At 71.5% G+C, this 18,624-nt stretch carries 14 protein-coding genes and 1 pseudogene; 9 read left to right on the top strand and 6 right to left on the bottom strand.

Translation table 11 applies throughout. From position 1 onward, the window contains the following. Nucleotides 1-86: 86 nt before the first annotated feature. The gene (locus ACFUJR_RS12170) at nucleotides 87-1,544 is read left to right on the top strand and encodes a catalase (protein ID WP_383180173.1); all 1,458 of its coding nucleotides are present in this window, start codon (nucleotides 87-89) and stop codon (nucleotides 1,542-1,544) included. 461 nt (nucleotides 1,545-2,005) lie between these two features. Then, complete coding sequence (locus tag ACFUJR_RS12165) at nucleotides 2,006-2,662, top strand: HNH endonuclease family protein (protein WP_383180176.1); 657 nt, start codon at nucleotides 2,006-2,008, stop codon at nucleotides 2,660-2,662. On the opposite strand, the gene ACFUJR_RS12160 is transcribed toward ACFUJR_RS12165, so the two are convergent. Then, on the bottom strand, nucleotides 2,598-3,800 hold the full coding sequence (locus ACFUJR_RS12160; protein WP_383180179.1) for an MFS transporter: 1,203 nt from the start codon (nucleotides 3,798-3,800) through the stop codon (nucleotides 2,598-2,600). The two genes, ACFUJR_RS12165 and ACFUJR_RS12160, sit on opposite strands and share 65 nt — an antisense overlap. Before the next feature lie 74 nt (nucleotides 3,801-3,874). Here ACFUJR_RS12160 and ACFUJR_RS12155 point away from each other — a divergent pair, with 74 nt between their 5' ends. Next, entirely contained in the window at nucleotides 3,875-4,864 is a 990-nt protein-coding gene (locus ACFUJR_RS12155; RefSeq protein ID WP_383180182.1) for a transcriptional regulator, read from the top strand. Nucleotides 4,865-4,969: 105 nt separating this feature from the next. On the opposite strand, the gene gcl is transcribed toward ACFUJR_RS12155, so the two are convergent. Next, on the bottom strand, nucleotides 4,970-6,757 hold the full coding sequence (gene gcl / locus ACFUJR_RS12150; protein ID WP_383180185.1) for a glyoxylate carboligase: 1,788 nt from the start codon (nucleotides 6,755-6,757) through the stop codon (nucleotides 4,970-4,972). 961 nt (nucleotides 6,758-7,718) lie between these two features. Here gcl and ACFUJR_RS12145 point away from each other — a divergent pair. The 4 genes and pseudogenes from ACFUJR_RS12145 to ACFUJR_RS12130 all read left to right on the top strand — a co-directional run. Then, a pseudogene (locus ACFUJR_RS12145) lies at nucleotides 7,719-8,159 on the top strand (hypothetical protein); the annotation flags it as partial. Nucleotides 8,160-8,203: 44 nt separating this feature from the next. After that, nucleotides 8,204-8,779, top strand: a complete 576-nt coding sequence (locus ACFUJR_RS12140) for a hypothetical protein (protein WP_383177848.1) — start codon at nucleotides 8,204-8,206, stop codon at nucleotides 8,777-8,779. A 95-nt stretch (nucleotides 8,780-8,874) separates the two neighbouring features. Further along, nucleotides 8,875-9,705: a TIGR04222 domain-containing membrane protein gene (locus tag ACFUJR_RS12135; RefSeq protein WP_383177845.1), complete on the top strand. Its 831-nt coding sequence runs from the start codon at nucleotides 8,875-8,877 to the stop codon at nucleotides 9,703-9,705. Nucleotides 9,706-9,725: 20 nt separating this feature from the next. Further along, a complete protein-coding gene (locus tag ACFUJR_RS12130; protein WP_383177842.1) occupies nucleotides 9,726-10,295 on the top strand; it encodes a GNAT family N-acetyltransferase in 570 nt (189 codons plus the stop codon). A 46-nt stretch (nucleotides 10,296-10,341) separates the two neighbouring features. Here ACFUJR_RS12130 and ACFUJR_RS12125 read toward each other — a convergent pair whose 3' ends face one another. Together ACFUJR_RS12125 and ACFUJR_RS12120 are read right to left on the bottom strand one after the other, a co-directional pair. Further along, entirely contained in the window at nucleotides 10,342-11,925 is a 1,584-nt protein-coding gene (locus ACFUJR_RS12125; protein WP_383177839.1) for an AMP-binding protein, read from the bottom strand. Further along, nucleotides 11,922-13,610: an AMP-binding protein gene (locus ACFUJR_RS12120; RefSeq protein WP_383177836.1), complete on the bottom strand. Its 1,689-nt coding sequence runs from the start codon at nucleotides 13,608-13,610 to the stop codon at nucleotides 11,922-11,924. The genes ACFUJR_RS12125 and ACFUJR_RS12120 overlap by 4 nt, the downstream gene beginning before the upstream one ends. Nucleotides 13,611-13,737: 127 nt before the next feature. Between ACFUJR_RS12120 and ACFUJR_RS12115 the strand changes: the two genes are divergently transcribed. Beyond that, nucleotides 13,738-14,616: a response regulator transcription factor gene (locus ACFUJR_RS12115; protein WP_383177851.1), complete on the top strand. Its 879-nt coding sequence runs from the start codon at nucleotides 13,738-13,740 to the stop codon at nucleotides 14,614-14,616. Nucleotides 14,617-14,647: 31 nt separating this feature from the next. Here ACFUJR_RS12115 and ACFUJR_RS12110 read toward each other — a convergent pair whose 3' ends face one another. After that, the gene (locus tag ACFUJR_RS12110; protein WP_383177833.1) at nucleotides 14,648-15,769 is read right to left on the bottom strand and encodes a winged helix DNA-binding domain-containing protein; all 1,122 of its coding nucleotides are present in this window, start codon (nucleotides 15,767-15,769) and stop codon (nucleotides 14,648-14,650) included. Nucleotides 15,770-15,927: 158 nt separating this feature from the next. On the opposite strand from ACFUJR_RS12110, the gene ACFUJR_RS12105 reads away from it, so the two are divergent. After that, entirely contained in the window at nucleotides 15,928-17,055 is a 1,128-nt protein-coding gene (locus ACFUJR_RS12105; protein ID WP_383177830.1) for a magnesium and cobalt transport protein CorA, read from the top strand. A gap of 282 nt (nucleotides 17,056-17,337) precedes the next feature. Here ACFUJR_RS12105 and ACFUJR_RS12100 read toward each other — a convergent pair whose 3' ends face one another. Then, nucleotides 17,338-18,585: a tyrosine-type recombinase/integrase gene (locus tag ACFUJR_RS12100; protein ID WP_383177827.1), complete on the bottom strand. Its 1,248-nt coding sequence runs from the start codon at nucleotides 18,583-18,585 to the stop codon at nucleotides 17,338-17,340. Between the last annotated feature and the right edge of the window lie 39 nt (nucleotides 18,586-18,624).

The raw sequence follows: 18,624 nt of genomic DNA, 5'->3' as shown, positions 1-18,624 counted from the left end.
TTTTCAACAAACTGTTGACGTTCGCTTCAGCGGCTCCTTACGCTCCTGACACCGTCACCAGTGCAGCTCCCGTACGGAAGGTCACGATGTCGAAGCGCGTGCTTACGACCGAGTCCGGCGCCCCCGTCGCCGACAACCAGAACTCCGCCACCGCCGGCGTCGGTGGCCCCATCCTCCTCCAGGACCAGCACCTCCTGGAGAAGCTCGCGCGCTTCAACCGTGAGCGGATCCCGGAGCGCGTGGTCCACGCCCGCGGCTCCGGCGCGTACGGGTACTTCGAGGTCACCGACGACGTGACCGGCTTCACCAAGGCCGCCTTCCTCTCCGAGGTCGGCAAGCGGACCGAGACGTTCATCCGCTTCTCCACCGTGGCCGACTCGCTCGGCGGCGCGGACGCCGTCCGTGACCCGCGCGGTTTCGCCCTGAAGTTCTACACCGAAGAGGGCAACTACGACCTCGTCGGCAACAACACCCCGGTGTTCTTCATCAAGGACCCGATCAAGTTCCCCGACTTCATCCACTCCCAGAAGCGTGACCCCTTCACGGGCAAGCAGGAGCCGGACAACGTCTGGGACTTCTGGGCGCACGCCCCCGAGGCGACGCACCAGATCACCTGGCTCATGGGCGACCGTGGCATCCCGGCCTCGTACCGTCACATGAACGGCTACGGCTCGCACACGTACCAGTGGACCAACGAGAAGGGTGAGGCCTTCTTCGTCAAGTACCACTTCAAGACGAACCAGGGCATCCGCTCGCTCTCCGCCGAGCAGGCCGCCGAGACCGTCGGCAAGGACGCGAACTCGCACCAGACCGACCTGCTGCAGGCCATCGAGCGCGGTGTGAACCCCTCGTGGACCCTGTACGTCCAGGTCATGCCGGCCGCCGAGGCCGCGGAGTACCGCTTCAACCCGTTCGACCTCACCAAGGTGTGGCCGCACGCCGACTACCCGCTGCAGCGCGTGGGCCGTCTGGTCCTCGACCGCAACCCGGACAACGTCTTCGCCGAGGTCGAGCAGGCGGCGTTCTCCCCGAACAACTTCGTCCCGGGCATCGGCCCCTCGCCGGACAAGATGCTCCAGGGCCGCCTCTTCGCCTACGCGGACGCCCACCGCTACCGCCTCGGCGTCAACCACACCCAGCTGCCGGTGAACGCCCCGAAGGCGACCGTCGCCGACAACTACGGCCGCGACGGCTTCATGGCCACCCGCCAGGGCTCGCGCCACGACAAGAACTACGAGCCCAACTCGTACTCCGGCCCCTCGCAGACGGACGAGGCGCTCGCCGCCCCGCTGGCGATCCACGGCTGGACCGGCACCCACGCGGCGCCCGAGCACGCCAAGGACGACCACTTCTTCCAGGCCGGCGAGCTCTACCGCCTGATGTCCGAGGCCGAGAAGGGCCGACTGATCGCCAACATCGCCGGCGGCCTGTCCCAGGTGTCCCGCGAGGACGTCATCGAGAAGAACATCGCGCACTTCGCCGCCGCCGACGCGGACTACGGCAGGCGCGTGGCAGAGGCGGTCCGCGCCCTGCGCGAGGACTGATCCACGGCGGTGTCCAGACCGCGTACGGCATATGACGGGAGGTCAGATGCCGTACGCCGTCCGGACCGACGGCCCGGATGAGGGGTGGCCGGCGGTACGGACAGCGTGAGGACCGCGGCGGCGACGAGCCAGTGCGGTGGTAAGGGCGGACCAGGCCCCTTCTTGACCTGAAGGAAGGGTTCCCGGTCCATCCGTCGCCGTCGCCGCGGTCCCAACGCCCCACCTCCCCCAAGACTCCGCCCGGCGGCGCGAACGTCCTGTCGCGCCAGCCTCGCACCGTCGGGCGGGCACAACGAGAGCGCGGAACCAGGTTTACGGTCCCTGGTTCCGCGCTCTTTCGCGTCCCCGTGAAGTCCCGCGCCCGAGCGCATCGTTTCTGCGGTGAAGATCCACACCCGCTCGGGCGAGCGCACCGCGATTCGCCCTCCGTGCGCCCCTCCTCCGCCGCTGTCCAGTCGCACGTGATCAAGAATCTGGTGCGGAGCCTGACCCCGCTGGCGCTCGTCCTGTCCCCGCTCGCCGCCCCCTCCCCCGCGCTTTCGGCGAACGTCGTCCTCTTCCCCGACGCCCTCGCCGACCTCACCGAGGCCCCCGCCGGCTACGAGGTCTCCGCCTTCCCCCACTGGAACGCCGGCCTCGACCCCGCGGACGGCTGCGACACCCGGGGTGAGGTCCTCCTGGAGGAGGCCGTCGACGCCCCGAGGACCGGCACCGGCTGCGTCCTGACGGGCGGCAGGTGGACCTCGTACTACGACGGCCAGACCGTCACCGACCCCGCCGCGCTCCGCGTCGACCATGTGGTCCCGCTCAACGAGGCCTGGGAGTCGGGCGCCTCGGCCTGGACCGCGGCCCGGCGCGAGAGGTACGCCAACGACCAGGGCGTGCCCGGCACGCTCGTCGCCGTCACCGCCCGCAGCCAGAAGGACAAGGCGGGCCGTGGCCCGGCCGACTGGGTGCCGTCGGACTCCGCCCGGTACTGCTGCTACGTCGCCGAGTGGGTGGGCACCAAACTCCGCTGGGGCCTGAGCGCCGACAACGACGAGGTGGAGACGCTCAAGCTGTTCGCTGACGGGCCCTGCGAGGAGACCGTCGTGGTCCGCTCGAAGGCCCCTCGGTGAGGGCGAGCGTCAGTGTGACCGCGAGCGAGGCGAGGGCGAGCACCACCATCGCCGTTCGGGGCGAGGTGAACTGGGCGACGGCACCGGCCAGCGCCGCGCTCAGCCCCTGGAGCGCGAGCATGCCCGAGGAGTGCAGCCCCAGGGCGTGACCGCTCAGCTCGTCCGGGACCAGGGCCGTCAACCGCTCCTGGTACAGCAGGCTCGCGCCGTAACCGACAGCCGAGACGGTCACGGCCGCCAGCGCCCAGGGCAGTCCCGGGTCCCCTGCGAAACACAGGAAGGGGGCGGCGAGGAGCACCTGGAGCGGGGCGGCGAGCCGGGCGCGGAGGCCCTTCGGGAGGAACCGGCCGACGATCGTGTCCCCCGCCAGCATCCCGAGCGCGCCACAGGCGAAGAGCAGCCCGGCGCGCTCGGGGTCGTACGGCACGAAGAGCGACTCACAGCCCACGATCAGCCCGTTGGGCACCCAGAGCGCCAGGTACACCCGGCGGCGGGCGCGCGAGGACCACAGCCGTCGGTTGTTCCGCCAGGTCCGGGCCGCCGAAGGCCGGCCGGTGGCACGCGGGGCGCGACGGGTGAGGCCGAGGCGGGCCAGGAGGGCCGCGGCGAGGTAGAGGGCGGCGCCGGCCAGGACGGCGCCGCGCGGCGAGAGGACGGCGACGAGCAGGCCGCCGGCGGCGAACCCGGCGATCTGGCAGGCGCCGGCCGCCATGTTCAGCACGGAGCGTCCCAGCAGGTAGCCCCCGCGGGGCAGGATCTCGCCGAGGAGCCCGTACCGCACACCCCCGCCGACGGATCCGACGATGCCCTGCGCGAGCAGGATCGCGAAGACCGCCGGGACCGGCAGCCCCGGGAGGGCCGTCGCCGCGCTGCCCGCGGCGTGGAACAGCGCCGTCCCGGCCAGCACGGCGCGCGGCGGGAGCCGGTCGGCGGCGGAGAGGAGCGTGGCGGCGCCCAGGAGCTGGGCGAGCGCGGGGCCGAACAGGGCGAGGGAGGAGAGGAGCGGGGACCCGGTCCGGCTGTAGACGAGTGTGGCCAGTCCGAGGCCGGCCACCGTCTGGGCGGCGACCTGGACGGATCCGGCGAGGAAGAGCGGGGTGAACTCGGGCGTACGGAAGAGCTGGCGGTAGCTGTGCATGCGGCGGAGTCTGCGGGGCAGGCGGGAGGGCCGTTACTGTTTCGCGGGGGAGCGAAACATGAGGTGGGGGGATCATGGGCTGGTGGCAGGTCGACGCGGACGCGCTCGCGGGGAGCAGGTTCCTGCTCTCGCCGCTGGCCGAGACGACCGCCGCGCTCCAGACGCTGGACCGAAGCATGGCCGCCCATCCGGGCGAACGGGCGTGGCTGAAGACCCATCTTCCCGCCTACCGGGCCCGATTGGCCTCCGACCCGGTCGACGCGCTGCTCGTCCCGGCCGCGCTCGGGACCACGTGGAACGCCGACTTCGTGACCCCCACGCCGAGGGGCGACGGCGAGCGGAGCTTCGAGGAGGAGCTGTCCCGGATCCGTGAGACACCGCCCGCGGCCGCCGTGGCGGACCTGGCGGTGTCGCTCGGCGGACCGGTCCCCGAGCCACTGACCTCGGCGGCCGATCTCCCTTCCCGGATGGCCGAGTTGCTCACCTGGGTGTGGCGGGAGACGGTTCTGCCGACCTGGCCGCGGCGTCGGCGGATCCTGGAGGCCGATGTGCTGGCGCGCACGGCGCGGCTGGCCGGGGGAGGCTGGGCGGCTGCCCTCGACGAGCTGAATCCGGGGCGGACGCGCTGGCTGGGCGACGGCCGCCTCCAGGTCAACTCCCGTGACTATCCGCCGCGTTCGGTGACGGGCGGGCAGCTGGTCCTCGTGCCGGTCACACCGAGCCGGGGGTGGGTGTCCTGGGAGGGGACGGAGCGGTTCGCGATCGTCTATCCGTGCGCCGGAGTCCTGGCCGGGGCGGACGGCCCGGCCGTCCCCGAGGCGCTCGGCGCGCTGCTCGGGAGCGCGCGGGCCGGGGTGCTCGTACGCCTGGAATCGCCCCTGTCCACCAGCCAGTTGGTGGCTCTGACGGGACAGGGGCTGGGGTCGGTGGGGCGGCATCTGAAGGTACTGCTCGACGCCCGGCTGATACGGCGGAGAAGGGCGGGCCGCTCGGTCCTCTACGACTGGACGGAGGCCGGGACGGCGCTGGTTCGGGCGCAGGCCCCACGGACACGGACGACGTAGACGGCGTGCTCGACGCGGGTCGGGGCCGTCGCCGGGCGTACGGGCGCACGCGGCGGCCCCCGCTCCGGCACTCTCGGGTCGGGGGCCGTTCGGTGACGGGGCGGATCAGACCTTCAGGGCCTTGATCGCGGTCGGTGCGTGGCCGGGCTCCGTCGCGAGCTCCTCGAACTCGGTGACGTCGCTCATGTCGACCGTCTTGCTCATCGCGATGTTGGTGATGCGCTCCAGGATCACCTCGACGACGACCGGGACCTGGAACTCGACGGCCGTCTTCTTGGCCTGCTCCAGCGCCTCGCCCAGCTCGCTCGGGTCCTCGACGCGGATCGCCTTGACGCCCAGGCCCTCGGCGACCTTGACGTGGTCGACGCCGTAGACGCCGATCTCCGGGGTGTTGATGTTCTCGAACTCGAGGTTGACCTCGAAGTTGATCCCCAGGCCGCCCTGCGCCTGACGGATCAGGCCCAGGTAGGCGTTGTTCACGAGGACGTGGACGTAGGGGACCTTGTGCTGGGCGGCGACCGCCAGCTCCTCGATCATGAACTGGAAGTCGTAGTCGCCGGAGAGCGCGACGACCGGGGTCTCCGGGTCCGCGGTGGCGGCACCGATGGCGGCCGGGATGGTCCAGCCGAGCGGGCCGGCCTGGCCGCAGTTGATCCAGTGGCGCGGCTTGTAGACGTGCAGGAACTGCGCGGCCGCGATCTGCGAGAGACCGATGGTGGTGACGTAGCGCGTGTCCGGGCCGAAGGCCTTGTTCATCTCCTCGTAGACGCGCTGCGGCTTCATCGGGATGTTGTCGAAGTGCGTACGGCGCTGCAGGGTGGCCTTGCGCTCCTGCGCGGAGGCGGCCCAGGCGGAGAAGTCGGGGAGCCTGCCCGCGGCCTTCCACTCCTTGGCGATCGCGACGAAGAGCTCCAGCGCGACCCTGGCGTCGGAGGCGATGCCGAAGTCGGGGGCGAAGATCTTGCCGAGCTGGGTGGGCTCGATGTCGACGTGGACGAACTTCCGGCCCTTGGTGTAGGCCTCCATGTTGTAACCGGTGTGACGGTTGGCCCAGCGGTTGCCGATGCCCAGGACGAAGTCCGACTCCAGGAATGTCGCGTTGCCGTAGCGGTGCGCGGTCTGGACGCCGACCATGCCGGCGGCCAGCTCGTGGTCGTCCGGGATGGTGCCCCAGCCCATGAGGGTGGAGATGACGGGGATGTTCGTCAGCTCGGCGAACTCGACCAGCAGGTCGGAGGCGTCGGCGTTGATGATGCCGCCGCCGGCGACGATCAGCGGGCGCTCGGACTCCAGGAGGAAGTTCAGGGCCTTCTCGGCCTGCGCGCGGGTGGCCTGCGGCTTGTAGACCGGCAGCGGCTCGTACGTCTCCGGGTCGAACTCGATCTCGGTCAGCTGGACGTCGATCGGCAGGTCGATGAGGACCGGGCCGGGACGGCCGGAGCGCATCAGGTGGAACGCCTGCTGGAAGACACCGGGGACCTGCGCGGCCTCCAGGACCGTGGTGGCGGCCTTGGTGACGGGCTTGGCGATCGTGGCGATGTCGACGGCCTGGAAGTCCTCCTTGTGGAGCTTCGAGACCGGGGCCTGACCGGTGATGCACAGGATCGGGATGGAGTCCGCGATCGCGGAGTACAGGCCGGTGATCATGTCGGTTCCGGCGGGGCCGGAGGTACCGATGCAGACACCGATGTTGCCCGCCTTGGCGCGGGTGTAGCCCTCGGCCATGTGGGAGGCGCCCTCGACGTGGCGGGCGAGGGTGTGGGCGATGCCGCCCACGTTCTTGAGCTCGCGGTAGAAGGGGTTGATCGCCGCGCCGGGCACGCCGAACGCGTTGGTGACGCCTTCGCGCTTGAGGATCTCAACGGCCGCTGCGGCGGCGGTCATACGAGGCATGGAGGGCTCCTGCTTCGGCCAGGCGGAAACGGGTGCACCACCGGCTCGTGGGCTCGTTTCCGTATTGCGGAAGTATTGTTCTGCTATGTGGAAGCAATGTAGGTCGGGGGGTCGAGAGTCGTCAAGGGAGCGGGGTCGGACGTTGGCCGAACTCACTCCCCTCGCGTGGCGGATTGGTGGACTATGGGGTCGGGAAGACAGGGGGTTCGGCGTGGGGTTCGGTGTGGGTGACTCGGTTCCGGTGCGGTGCCCGGAATGTCTCCGTACGCAGCCGTACGCGGCGCCCGTCTTCCCCTGCGCCTGCGGCACCCCGGTCGTGCCGCCGGTACTCACGGGGGCGACGGGCGAACCGGTCACGCACCGCAACTGGACGGACGAATGGGTCACGGTCCGCTGCACCGCCTGCGGCCGTGAGGACGAATGGCCCCACCCGGAGCTCGGCTGCAGCTGCGGAACGGTCCTGCGCGTTCCCGTGAGCCCGCCGGACGGCGGATCCACGGCGGGCGGCGGTACCGGTACGGCTTCCGGTACGGGCCCGGGAACGGGTACGGCTCCCGGCACGGCGACGGACGGCCCTACCGGCCATGGCGTGGGCGCCGACACGAGCGCCGGCCCCCGTGGCCGGGACGCGGGCCCGACCACGGACGCCGCCCTGGGCGGGTGGCCCGAGAGCGACCACGACCCCGGCCACGGGACCGGCGCCGAGGCACGCGGCGACGCCGAGTCGACACCGGGGGGCTGGTTCACGCCGAGGAGCACGACGGGCGGCGCCGGTGCCGGTACCGGCACCGGCGGCATCGGCGATCCGGGCGGGATCGCCGATGCCGGCAGTACCGGGCACACGGCCCGGGGTCGCGCGGGCGGTGGGGACACCGGCCCCGGAGGCGACCCGTACCCACCGGACGGGCCCTTCGAGAGCCGCGCCCACGCCACGCCCGGAAAGAGTGGCCACCGTCCCTTCGCCGAGCGCTACCCCGCGCACACCCCGCTGCCGCCGACCGCCCGGCACCCGGCCCCGCCGAGGCCGTCGTTCCGGCCCATGACCATCCGCACGGCCCGGGACGCGGTCGCCACGTCGGCCGGGTATCTGCGCTGGCTGGGGTTCCGGGACGTCGTCCAGCCCGAGGAGCGGTCCGCGTCCGGCGTCGACCTGCGGGCGCCCGGACTCGTCGCCCAGGTCGACCCGAGCACCCGCCCCACCACCCTGCGGGCCGTCGAGTGCCTCTGGCTCAACGGCCTCAGCAACGCGGCGGTGAGCGTGTTCTTCTCCCTCGCCGGTTACACCCCGGAGGCCCGGTCCCGCGCCGACGAGCTGGGCATACCGCTCTTCGTCCTGGACCTCACCGGCACGCCCCAGCCCGTCAACACCCCCGCCGACGAACTGATCACCACCGGCGCCTAGAGGGTGCCGGGGGACTGTCGGTGTGGCCCGCTACGGTCTCGGACATGGGTAACCACTTCCAGACCGTCGTCGACCTCGACGCCACCGCCGCACAGGCCCCCACGCTCGCCCGGCACGCCCTGGAATGGCTCGTCACGGAGGGGATCGTCCGGGCCGAGCCGAGCGACTGCGTGCTCGGCGCGCCCCTCGGGCATCCGCCCGGCCCGCGCTGGGCGTCGGCCGTCGCGATCGAGGACCGGGAGCCGTGCGGCGGCCTGCGGATCGAGGTCGGGCGCACGGCCTTCCACGGCGGCCAGGGCGACGCCCAGTACGCCACCTGCCCCCACTGCGCTTCGCGTACCGCGCTGTACACCGACGACTGGGACCACGTGGAAGGCGCCTCTGAGCCCTTCGACCGGGCCATGTCCGCCTGGCGCGCCACGGGTTCGGCGACGGTCGACTGCGTCCACTGCGGGCGGGCCGGCGAACTGGCCGACTGGACCTGGGCCGACGACTTCTACGCGTTCGGACACCTCGGATTCGAGTTCTGGGACTGGACCGAGTTCGACCCGCGCTTCCTCGACGCCTTCGCCGCCGCGCTCGGCGGTCATCGTGTCGTCCGGGTGTGGGGGAAATACTGAAGCCGGCCCCCAGCTCAAAATAACCTCAGATTTCGGCCATTCACGCGTGATGATCACCCTACGCCGGGCACAACACCTTCGGGGGGTGTTGCGTCATGGGGGCGGACTCGTGGTGGTTCATCGGCGCGTCCTGCGCACAACTGCTCTGCGCGCTCGTCCTGTTGCGAACGCGCAGCCCGCAGAGGACCGAACTCGCCCCGCAGGCACTGGCGTTGCTCAGGGGCGGGCGACGTGCGGCGGTCGTCGTGGCCCTCGTCGCACTGCACCAGCGCGGGGCCGTCACGGCCGGCCGGAAGGGAACGATTCGGGCCAACGGCGGCCCCGGCCGGACGCGTGACCCCGTGCAGCTGGGCGTGCACAGTTCGCTGCGCCGTGCCCTGGGGCTGCGTGTCCTCGCCTCGCAGCCCCGGGCCCGGCGGGCCGTGGACGCGCTGCGGGCCGAGCTCGGCCGGGAGGGGCTGCTGCGCCCGCAGGGGCGCCTGCTCGTCGCGCGCACGCTGCTCGTGGACACGGTGGTCACGGTGATGACGGGCCTGGTCGTCACCGCCCCGTCCGGCGCGGGGCTCGCGCTCGCGCTCACTCTCGGGGCCGTACCGGCCGGCGCCGCGCTCGCCCTGCTGTTCCTGCCGCCGACGACCCGCGCCGCCCGCCGGCTCCTCGCCGGGCTCCGCGAGCGGCACCCACTGCCCGCGCATCGGCGCGAGGTGACCGACGGCAACCTGGTGCTGCTGTACGTCGCCCTCTACGGTGACCCGGCGCTCGCCCTGTTCCTGCCCCGCTTCTCCCGCGACGGCGGGCTGCTCGGCCGGGGCGGCGGCACGGACGGCTACGTGACCGGCCGCGGCTGGTTCGGCGCAGGGGACGTGGTCGGCGGCAGCGCAGGCGAGGCCGGAGGCGGCAGCGGAGGCGGAGGCGGCTCGGACTGAGGGCGCGCCATACTCGTCGTATGCGCATCAGAGCGGCCGCACCGGCCGAACTCCCGCTGCTCCAGGACATCGAGCGCGCCGCGGGCGAACCCTTCCGTTCCCTGGGCATGGCGGTCATCGCCGACGACGAGCCCCTGCCGCTGGACGTCCTGGACACCTACCGCCTGGCCGGTCGCGCCTGGGTGGCCGCCGACGAGACCGACCACCCGGTCGCCTACCTGCTGGCGGACACCGTCGACGGCGCCGCCCACATCGAGCAGGTCTCCGTGCACCCGGCCGCCGCCCGCCGGGGCATCGGGCGCGCGCTCATCGAGCACCTCGCCGCGGAGGCGGCCGCGTGGGGTCTCACGGGGCTGACGCTGACGACCTTCACCGAGGTCCCCTGGAACGCCCCGTACTACGCCCGTCTCGGCTTCCGTCCGCTCGCCGAGTCCGATCCGGAACTCACCGCCGGCCTGCGCGCCATCCAGCGGGCCGAGGCCGCCCACGGTCTGGCGACCTGGCCCCGCGTCTGCATGCGCCGCGAGCTGGCGGCGGCGCCCGCACTCCGCGCCGTCCCACCGCCGCCGCAGCCCGCGCCGTCCCCGTAACCCGCGCCGTCCCCGTAACCCGCGGGCCCGCCCGGCGGTGCGGCCCTCACCCGTACCGCTGCCGCAGCTCCACCTTCCGTACCTTCCCGCTCACCGTCATCGGGAACTCGGCGAGGATCTCCACCCGGCGCGGGATCTTGTAGTGCGCCAGGCGGTCGCGGCAGTAGGCGGCGATGTCGTCCAGGCTCGGCGGGTCCGCGGGGTCGCGCGGGATCACGCAGGCCAGGATCTCCTCGCCGTAGCGGGGGTCGGGGACGCCGACGACCTGGACGTCGGCGATCTTCTCGTGCCCGTGGAGGAACTCCTCGATCTCGCGCGGGTACACGTTCTCGCCGCCCCGGATGATCATGTCCTTGATGCGGCCGACGATCTGGACGTAGCCGTCCTCGCGCATCACGGCGAGGTCGCCGGTGTGCATCCAGCGGCCCGCGTCGATCGCCTCGGCGGTCTTGTCCGGCTCGTTCCAGTAGCCGAGCATCACGCTGTAGCCGCGGGTGCACAGCTCGCCCGACTCCCCGCGCTCCAGGGTGAGGCCGGTGGCCGGGTCGACGATCTTCACCTCCACGTGCGGCATGACCCGGCCGACCGTCCCCGTCCGGCGCTCCAGGTCGTCGTCGCGGCGCGTCTGGGTGGAGACGGGCGAGGTCTCCGTCATCCCGTAGCAGATGGACACCTCCGCCATGTTCATCTCGGCGACGACCCGCTTCATGACCTCCACCGGACAGGGCGAGCCCGCCATGATCCCCGTGCGCAGGGAGGAGAGGTCGTACGAGGCGAAGTCGGGGAGGCCCAGCTCGGCGATGAACATCGTCGGTACGCCGTACAGCGAGGTGCACCGCTCCTCCTGGACCGCGCGGAGCGTGGCCGCGGGGTCGAAGGAGGGGGCGGGGATCACCATGCAGGCGCCGTGCGAGGTCGCCGCCAGGTTGCCCATCACCATGCCGAAGCAGTGGTAGAAGGGCACCGGGACGCAGATCCGGTCCTCCTCCGAGTAGGCGATCATCTCGCCCACGAAGTAGCCGTTGTTGAGGATGTTGTGGTGGGAGAGGGTCGCTCCCTTGGGGAAGCCCGTCGTGCCGGAGGTGTACTGGATGTTGACGGGTTCGTCGCAGGAGAGCGTCGCCGGGCGCAGCTCCCCGGCCGTACGGGAGAGGAGTTCGTCCCAGCTCGCGTCGCCGAAGTAGACGGTCTCCCGCAGCTCCGGGCAGTCGGCCTCGACCTGCTCGACCATCGCCCGGTAGTCGCTCGTCCGGTGCGTGAGCGAGGCGAAGAGCATCGAGATACCCGCCTGCCGGAGCACGTACTCCAACTCATGGGCGCGGTAGGCCGGGTTGATGTTGACCATGACGGAGCCGATGCGCGCGGTGGCGTACTGGACGAGCACCCACTCGGCGCAGTTCACCGCCCAGATCCCCACCCGGTCGCCCTTGGCCACCCCGCTGCCGAGCAGCGCGTCCGCCAGCCGGTCCACGTCCGCGCCGAAGCGCGCGTACGTCCAGCGGCGTCCGGTCGGCACGTCGACGAGTGCCTCGCGCTCCGGCCAGGTCGCGACGGCCCGGTCGCGGTTCGCTCCGATCGTGTCGCCGAGGAGCGGGACGGGGCTCGCGCCGTGCGCGTAGGAGAGGCTCATGCGAGGTCCCCTTCCGCGTACTCCGTGCCCTCGCCCTTCGCCGTACGCTCGCGCAGCTCGATCCGGCGGATCTTCCCCGAGACCGTCTTCGGCAGCTCGGCGAACTCGATGCGACGCAGCCGCTTGTACGGGGCGAGCACGGCGCGCGAGTGGGCGAAGAGGGCCCGTGCGGTCTCCTCACCCGGCTCCCAGCCCTCCGCGAGGACGACGTACGCCTTCGGGACGGCGAGCCGCAGCGGATCGGGGGCCGGGACGACGGCCGCCTCGGCCACCGCGTCGTGCTCCAGGAGCGCGCTCTCCAGCTCGAAGGGGCTGATCTTGTAGTCGCTTGCCTTGAAGACGTCGTCGGCGCGCCCGACGTAGGTGATGTATCCCTCGGTGTCGCGGGAGCCGATGTCGCCCGTGCGGTAGTAGCCGCCCGCCATCGCCTCGGCTGTGCGTTCCGGGTCGCCGTGGTAACCGGTCATCAGTCCGACCGGGTCGTTCGACAGGTCGAGGCAGATCTCGCCCTCCTCGACGTCCGCCTTCCCGCTCACCGGGTCGACGAGCGTGACCCGGAAACCGGGGCTCGGACGCCCCATCGAGCCCTCCTTCAGGCGCTGGCCCGGGCTGTTGGAGACCTGGACGGCGGTCTCCGTCTGCCCGAAGCCGTCGCGGATGGTGACGCCCCACGCCCGGCGCACGGACTCGATCACCTCGGGGTTGAGCGGCTCGCCGGCCGCGACGACCTCGCGCGGCGGCTGCTTCAGCTGCGTGAGGTCGGCCTGGATGAGCATGCGCCAGACGGTCGGCGGCGCGCAGAAGCTGGTGACGCCGTTCCGCTCCATCTCGGCCATGAGGCGCGCCGGGTCGAAGCGCGTGTAGTTGTGGATGAAGACGGTCGCCTCGGCGTTCCAGGGCGCGAAGAGGTTGGACCAGGCGTGCTTGGCCCAGCCCGGCGAGGAGATGTTCAGATGCACGTCGCCGGGCTTGAGACCGATCCAGTACATGGTGGCGAGATGGCCGACGGGGTACGAGGTGTGGGTGTGCTCGACCAGCTTGGGGCGGGCGGTGGTGCCGGAGGTGAAGTAGAGCATCAGCGGGTCGTCGGCGCGGGTGACGCCGTCGGGCTCGAAGGTGTCGGACGCCTCGGACGCGTGCTCGGGAGATTCCTGGTAGGGGATCCATCCCTCGCGCTCGCCCCCGACGACGATCCGTGTGTACTCCCCCGGCACGTCGTCGAACTTGGCGGTGTCCTCGGCGCGCACGATCACGTGCCGGGCCCGGCCGCGCTCGACACGGTCGCGCAGATCGGCGGGGCCGAGGAGCGGGGTGGCGGGGATGACGACGGCCCGTAGCTTCATCGCGGCGAGGGCGGTCTCCCACAACTCGGCCTGGTTGCCGAGCATGACGATGATCCGGTCACCGGCCCGGACGCCCTGAGCGCGCAGCCGGTTGGCGGCCCGGTGGGAGCGGGCGGACATCTCGGCGAAGCTCAGCCGCGTCTCGGTGCCGTCCTCCTCCACGATGTGCAGCGCGGTCCTGTCGTTGCCGGCCGCGATGACGTCGAACCAGTCGAGGGCCCAGTTGAACCGGTCCGGGCGCGGCCAGGCGAAGCCCTCGTACGCCGTCTCGTAGTCCTCGCGATGCCGGAGCAGGAAGTCGCGGGCTGCCCGGAACCTCTCCGTCGCGGTGGTGGCCGTCATGTGTCCTCCTCGTTGCGGTTCCGGTCACGGACATCGTGTAATCAGTGACCCAGGTCTCACTACCCCCGTTCGGGGGTGAAGGAGTGGTCGCGTGCCTGAGCGGATCGAGCGGGTCGAATCGACGGAGATGCGGGCGGCGCTGCTGCGGATGCGCCGCACCACCGGCCTCGCCGTCGTCTTCGGCGGTCTGCTGCACGACGGACGCCGGCTGCGGATCGCGGAGTTGAACGGAACGCTGACTCCGGCGCTGCGGGGGCTCGCGATCTCGACGGGCAGCGGCCTGGGCGGGAGGTGCCTGGCGCTGTCGCGCCCGTGTGCCGTCGTCGACTATCCGTCGGCGCGGCACATCACGCACGAGTACGACGGCCCGGTCTCGGCCGAGGGGCTCCGCTCGGTGATCGCGGTACCCGTGGTCGTGCGGCGGAAGGTGCGGGGGGTGCTGTACGGCGCGCTGCGGGACGCGCTGCCGCTGGGCGAGCGCGTCTTCGACGCGGCGGTGTCGGCGGCCAGGGACGTGGAGCAGGCGCTGGCGGTACGGGACGAGCTGCGGGAGCGGGCGACGGCCCCGGCGCTCGGGCTGGGCGCGGGGCCCGGGCCGGGTGCGGGGCTCGGGCTGGGAACGGGGCCGGGGCTCGGGCTGGGAACGGGGCGGGGGCCGGATGGGACGCCGTCGTGGGAGGAGGTCCGCCAGGCGCACGGCGAGTTGCGCGAGCTGGCCCCGCGTGTCACGGATCCGGAGCTGCGGGCACGCCTCCTGGCGGTGTGCGGCCGCCTGGAGACGGCCTCGGCGGGCCCGGAACGTCCGGCGGGCGTGTCGCTCACACCGCGCGAGCTGGATGTCCTGGCGGCGGTGGCGACGGGGGCGACGAACGCGGTGGTGGCGGAGAGGCTGGGGCTGCGCGCGGAGACGGTGAAGGGCTATCTGCGCTCGACGATGCGGAAGCTGGGAGCCCACACGCGCCTGGAGGCGGTGGTGGCGGCGAGGAGGGCGGGGTTGCTGCCGTAGGGAGGGGTGTGGCGAGGGATCGTCGGGTCGTCTACGCGTCCACGACACCGAACTCGACCCCGAACGGAACCCCCTCCACGCCCACCACCCCGGCCCCCGCCATCCGCTCGGCCTCCTCCTCCAGGGCGGCTCGCTGGGCCTTCGTCGTACGGCCGAAGGGCTGGATGGTCGTCGTGGTGCGCTCCTTGGTCTCCTCCAGGCGCCACAGCCCGGCGACGAGGCCGTCGAGGAGGAAGACGGAGAAGGCCTGGTTCCCCTTCCAGGTGCGGCTCCTGGTCGCGGCGGAGACGAAGCGGGTCCGGTCGGCGTGGGAGAGAAGGAGGTTGTCGAACTCGGGAAGGAAGCGCGGCGGGGCCGGGGTGTCCGCGTCGGGGCGGGGGGCGTCGAGGAGGTCGAAGAGTTCGGCGCCGTGCTCGTCCTGGAAGGTGAGGAGCTGGGGACGCAGGCGCTCGAAGGCGTCGCGGAGCCGGGTGAGGCCGCACCAGGTCTGCATGTCCTTGACGGAGGCGGGGCCGAAGGCGGCGAGGTAGCGCAGGACGGTCGCGTCGGGGGCGGGGACGGGTTCGGCGGGGCGGCCGAGCCAGTTCTCGGCGGTGGTGAGGCGGACCTGCCCGCTCCGGCGCCAGAGGCCCCGCGGGGTGACCTGGACGAGGGGCAGGAGGCAGCGGGCGGCGACCGAGAGCGACTGGGGGTCGGCGTCGGGCCAGTGGACGAGGAGGGCCTCGCGGATCTCCTTGGGGGTACGGGGTGCCTCCTCGACAAGCTCCCGGGAGAGGGCAGCGAGGCGGTCGAGGTCGACGCCGTCGAGGCCCTTGCGGAACATGGTCAGCTCGCGAGCGCGGGCGGCCTGGAAGAGGGGCCGCAGGGTGAGGACGTCGTCGGCGGTGTGGGTGTGGATGGTGGAGCGCATCGTGACGATCCGGGCGACCGCGCGGGACTGCATGAGGTCGGAGAGGTGCTCGGGCCGGAAGCCGGAAAGCCGGGCGGCGAGGGCGTGGTACGGCGGCTTGGTGTTCTGCGCCTGGAGGCCGAGGAGGTGGGAGACGGCGTCCTCGGCGGACAGCGCGGCGGGCTCCAGGAGGAGCTGGCGGGCAAGCGTGGCACGGCCCAGGGCGCGGGTGGAGAGGACCGGGTTCGTGGGGGTGGAGGCCATACGACCACGCTAGTCGGAGTTGCGGACAGTCCTGGTCCGCAATGCGGAAGTCCAGGCCTGTGCTCATCGGCTGCCGTCGCCGAGCTACGCGGATTCACCCCGTATATCCTTCCTGGGAGCCACTGGCCCAGATCATGCATACGGAGATGGACCCCACGATGTCGGATCGTCGCCCCCGCGCATCCTGGCGCCGCCAGCCGGAACCGCCGGCGGCGCAGCACCCGGAGCCGCAGCCGTCCGGACCCGGTCCCGAGCAGGCGGACCGGCCGAGCGTGGTGCAGGCGACGCTGTACCGGGACGGTCGCAAGGTGGCCTCCCCCGCGACGCTCGCCGAGACGTTCCGCCAGCTGCGCGAACACCCGGACGGCATGGCGTGGATCGGACTGCACCGGCCGACGGAGTCCGAACTGCACTCGCTGGCCGGCGAGTTCGACCTCCATGAGCTGGCGGTCGAGGACGCGCTCGAGGCACATCAGCGCCCGAAGCTGGAGCGGTACGGGGACACGCTCTTCGTGGTCCTGCGCGCGGCCCGCTACCTGGACGCCCAGGAGGAGGTCGACTTCGGCGAGCTGCACATCTTCGTGGGCCGGGACTTCGTGATCACGGTCCGCCACGGAGCGGCCCCGGACCTCTCGGCGGTCCGCCACCGCATGGAGGAGGACCCGGACCTCCTGGCCCTGGGCCCGGAGGCGGTCCTGTACGCGATCCTGGACGCGGTCGTGGACGGCTACGCACCGGTGGTGGAGGGCGTCCAGAACGACATCGACGAGATCGAGACCGAGGTCTTCGGCGGCGACCCGGCGGTCTCGCGCCGTATCTACGAACTCTCCCGGGAAATGGTCGAGTTCCAGCGCGCGACCCGCCCGCTGGTGAGCATGCTGCACGGCCTGATGGCGGGCTTCGCCAAATACGGCACGGACGAGGAACTCCAGCGCTACCTCCGCGACGTGGCCGACCACGTCACCCACACCAGCGAACGCGTGGACGGCTTCCGCCAGGCCCTGACGGAGATCCTGACGGTGAACGCGACGCTGGTGACGCAGCAACAGAACGCGGAGATGCGGGCGTTGGCGGAGGCCGGTTTCGAACAGAACGAGGAGATCAAGAAGATCTCCTCGTGGGCGGCCATTCTGTTTGCACCCACATTGGTGGGAACGATCTACGGCATGAACTTCGACGCGATGCCGGAGCTGGACTGGACCTTCGGCTATCCGTTCGCAGTTCTGCTGATGGCGGCGGTGTGCTTGAGTCTCTACTTCGTCTTCAAGCGGCGGGACTGGCTGTAGTCGACACACCGGACCTAATGATCCACTTCGCGTCAGCGAACCATACGGGAGGGCCATTTCGAGGCCCTGGGGAGAATCTGGGGAGAATGCGCAGCGCTGGGGAGCGAACAACCGACTCCCCCCACCTGCGGCTGCCTGCCTCGTGTCGCGGGTTCCCGAACGTCGGGCCGCCATCGCGGCCGTCACTGAGAGTGGCGAATCCGGCTACCCCAAGGGTCATCGGCCGAGTAGCGGTCGCGCGACGAAAACGGGTGGCACAGCAGATGCCGTGCCACCCGCTTCTCACGCAAGGGCGAAGTCTTCCGGGACGTACTCGGGGAACGTCCCCAGCAGCCTGTCGATGGCTGCACGCCCCTTGCCGCCGGCCTCGGGCATGGAGTGAGCGTAGTGGTCGAGGGTGATGGTCGGGCTGGAGTGGCCGAGCCAGCGGGCGAGGGTGACGACGGACTCGCCGGCTTCGAGGATGATCGAGGCATAGGTGTGGCGGAGGACGTGGAAGCCATCCTTCCGGGATGCCTTCCAGCGCTGCCCCTTCTCCCGCATGGGGATGACGCCGGCCTTCGCGAGCGCGGGCTTCCAGACCTCGACATTGAAGATGTTGGCCCGGATCGCGTTGCCGTACGTCGTGGTCAGGACGAGCGGGAACGTCTGCTTCTCCCGCTCGGGCTCCGGGCCGCCCCAGGGCAGCTCGACCTCGACAGCCGGGTGCTGCAGAAAATAGGCGGCCAGCTCCGCGGCGACCGACGGCGGCATGTCGACGATGCGTGTCTTCCCGCCCTTGGGAAGGGTGAAGTACAAGCGTCCACTGAGAAGTTGAACCTGCCGGCGGACACGGATGAGGCCGCGCTCGAAGTCGACGTCTTCCGGAGACAGGCCGAACACCTCGCCCTGGCGGAGCCCGCACCCGAGGGCCACCACGGCGGCGATCCGATACCGCGGGTTGATGACATCCCGGACCCGCTGCGCGGTCTCCAGCGGCCACGCCTCCCGCTGGTCCTCCGGCGCCTTGGGCCAACGCACCGACTTGGCGCGCATCGGGTTGCGGACAAGGCGCTTGTCGTCAATGGCGGTCTCGAAGACGTTCGAGAGGGTGGTGAGAATCTGGCGGGCGTAGCGGGGTGCACACTCGCCTTCGAGCGTGGCGATGTAACCGCGCAGGACGGTCGCGGAGACATCTCTCAGCGCCACCTCGCCGAGGTGCGGAAGGATGTGGAGGCGTACGCGCTCGTCGACGCGCTTGACGGTTCCGGGGGCACCGCGGACGCCAGCCTGCCAGTGGCGGGAGATGTAATCGGCCATGGTGATGGAGCCGTCACGTGGGTCGACGAACTCGCCGCGCTCGCTGTCGGTGCCAGCCCTGCGGAGCCACGCCTTGGCGTCCTCCAGCACGTCGAAGGACATGTCCCGGACACCGGGGATTCCGGAGACCCGGTACCGGGTGCCCTTCCCGTAGCGGGCGGTGCGCTCCCGTTTTCCGGTGACGGGGTCCTTCTTCTTGTTGATCCAGCGGTCTTCTATGTAGCCGGCCAAGTACTTCCTTTCAGGTAGGGATGGAGAGCTGTCGGCCCG

The sequence above is a fragment of the Streptomyces sp. NPDC057271 genome, assembly GCF_042668715.1.
GTDB lineage: Bacteria > Actinomycetota > Actinomycetes > Streptomycetales > Streptomycetaceae > Streptomyces.
The sequence above is the reverse complement of the archived record's forward strand: the minus strand, read 5'-3'. Positions and strand labels throughout refer to the sequence as shown.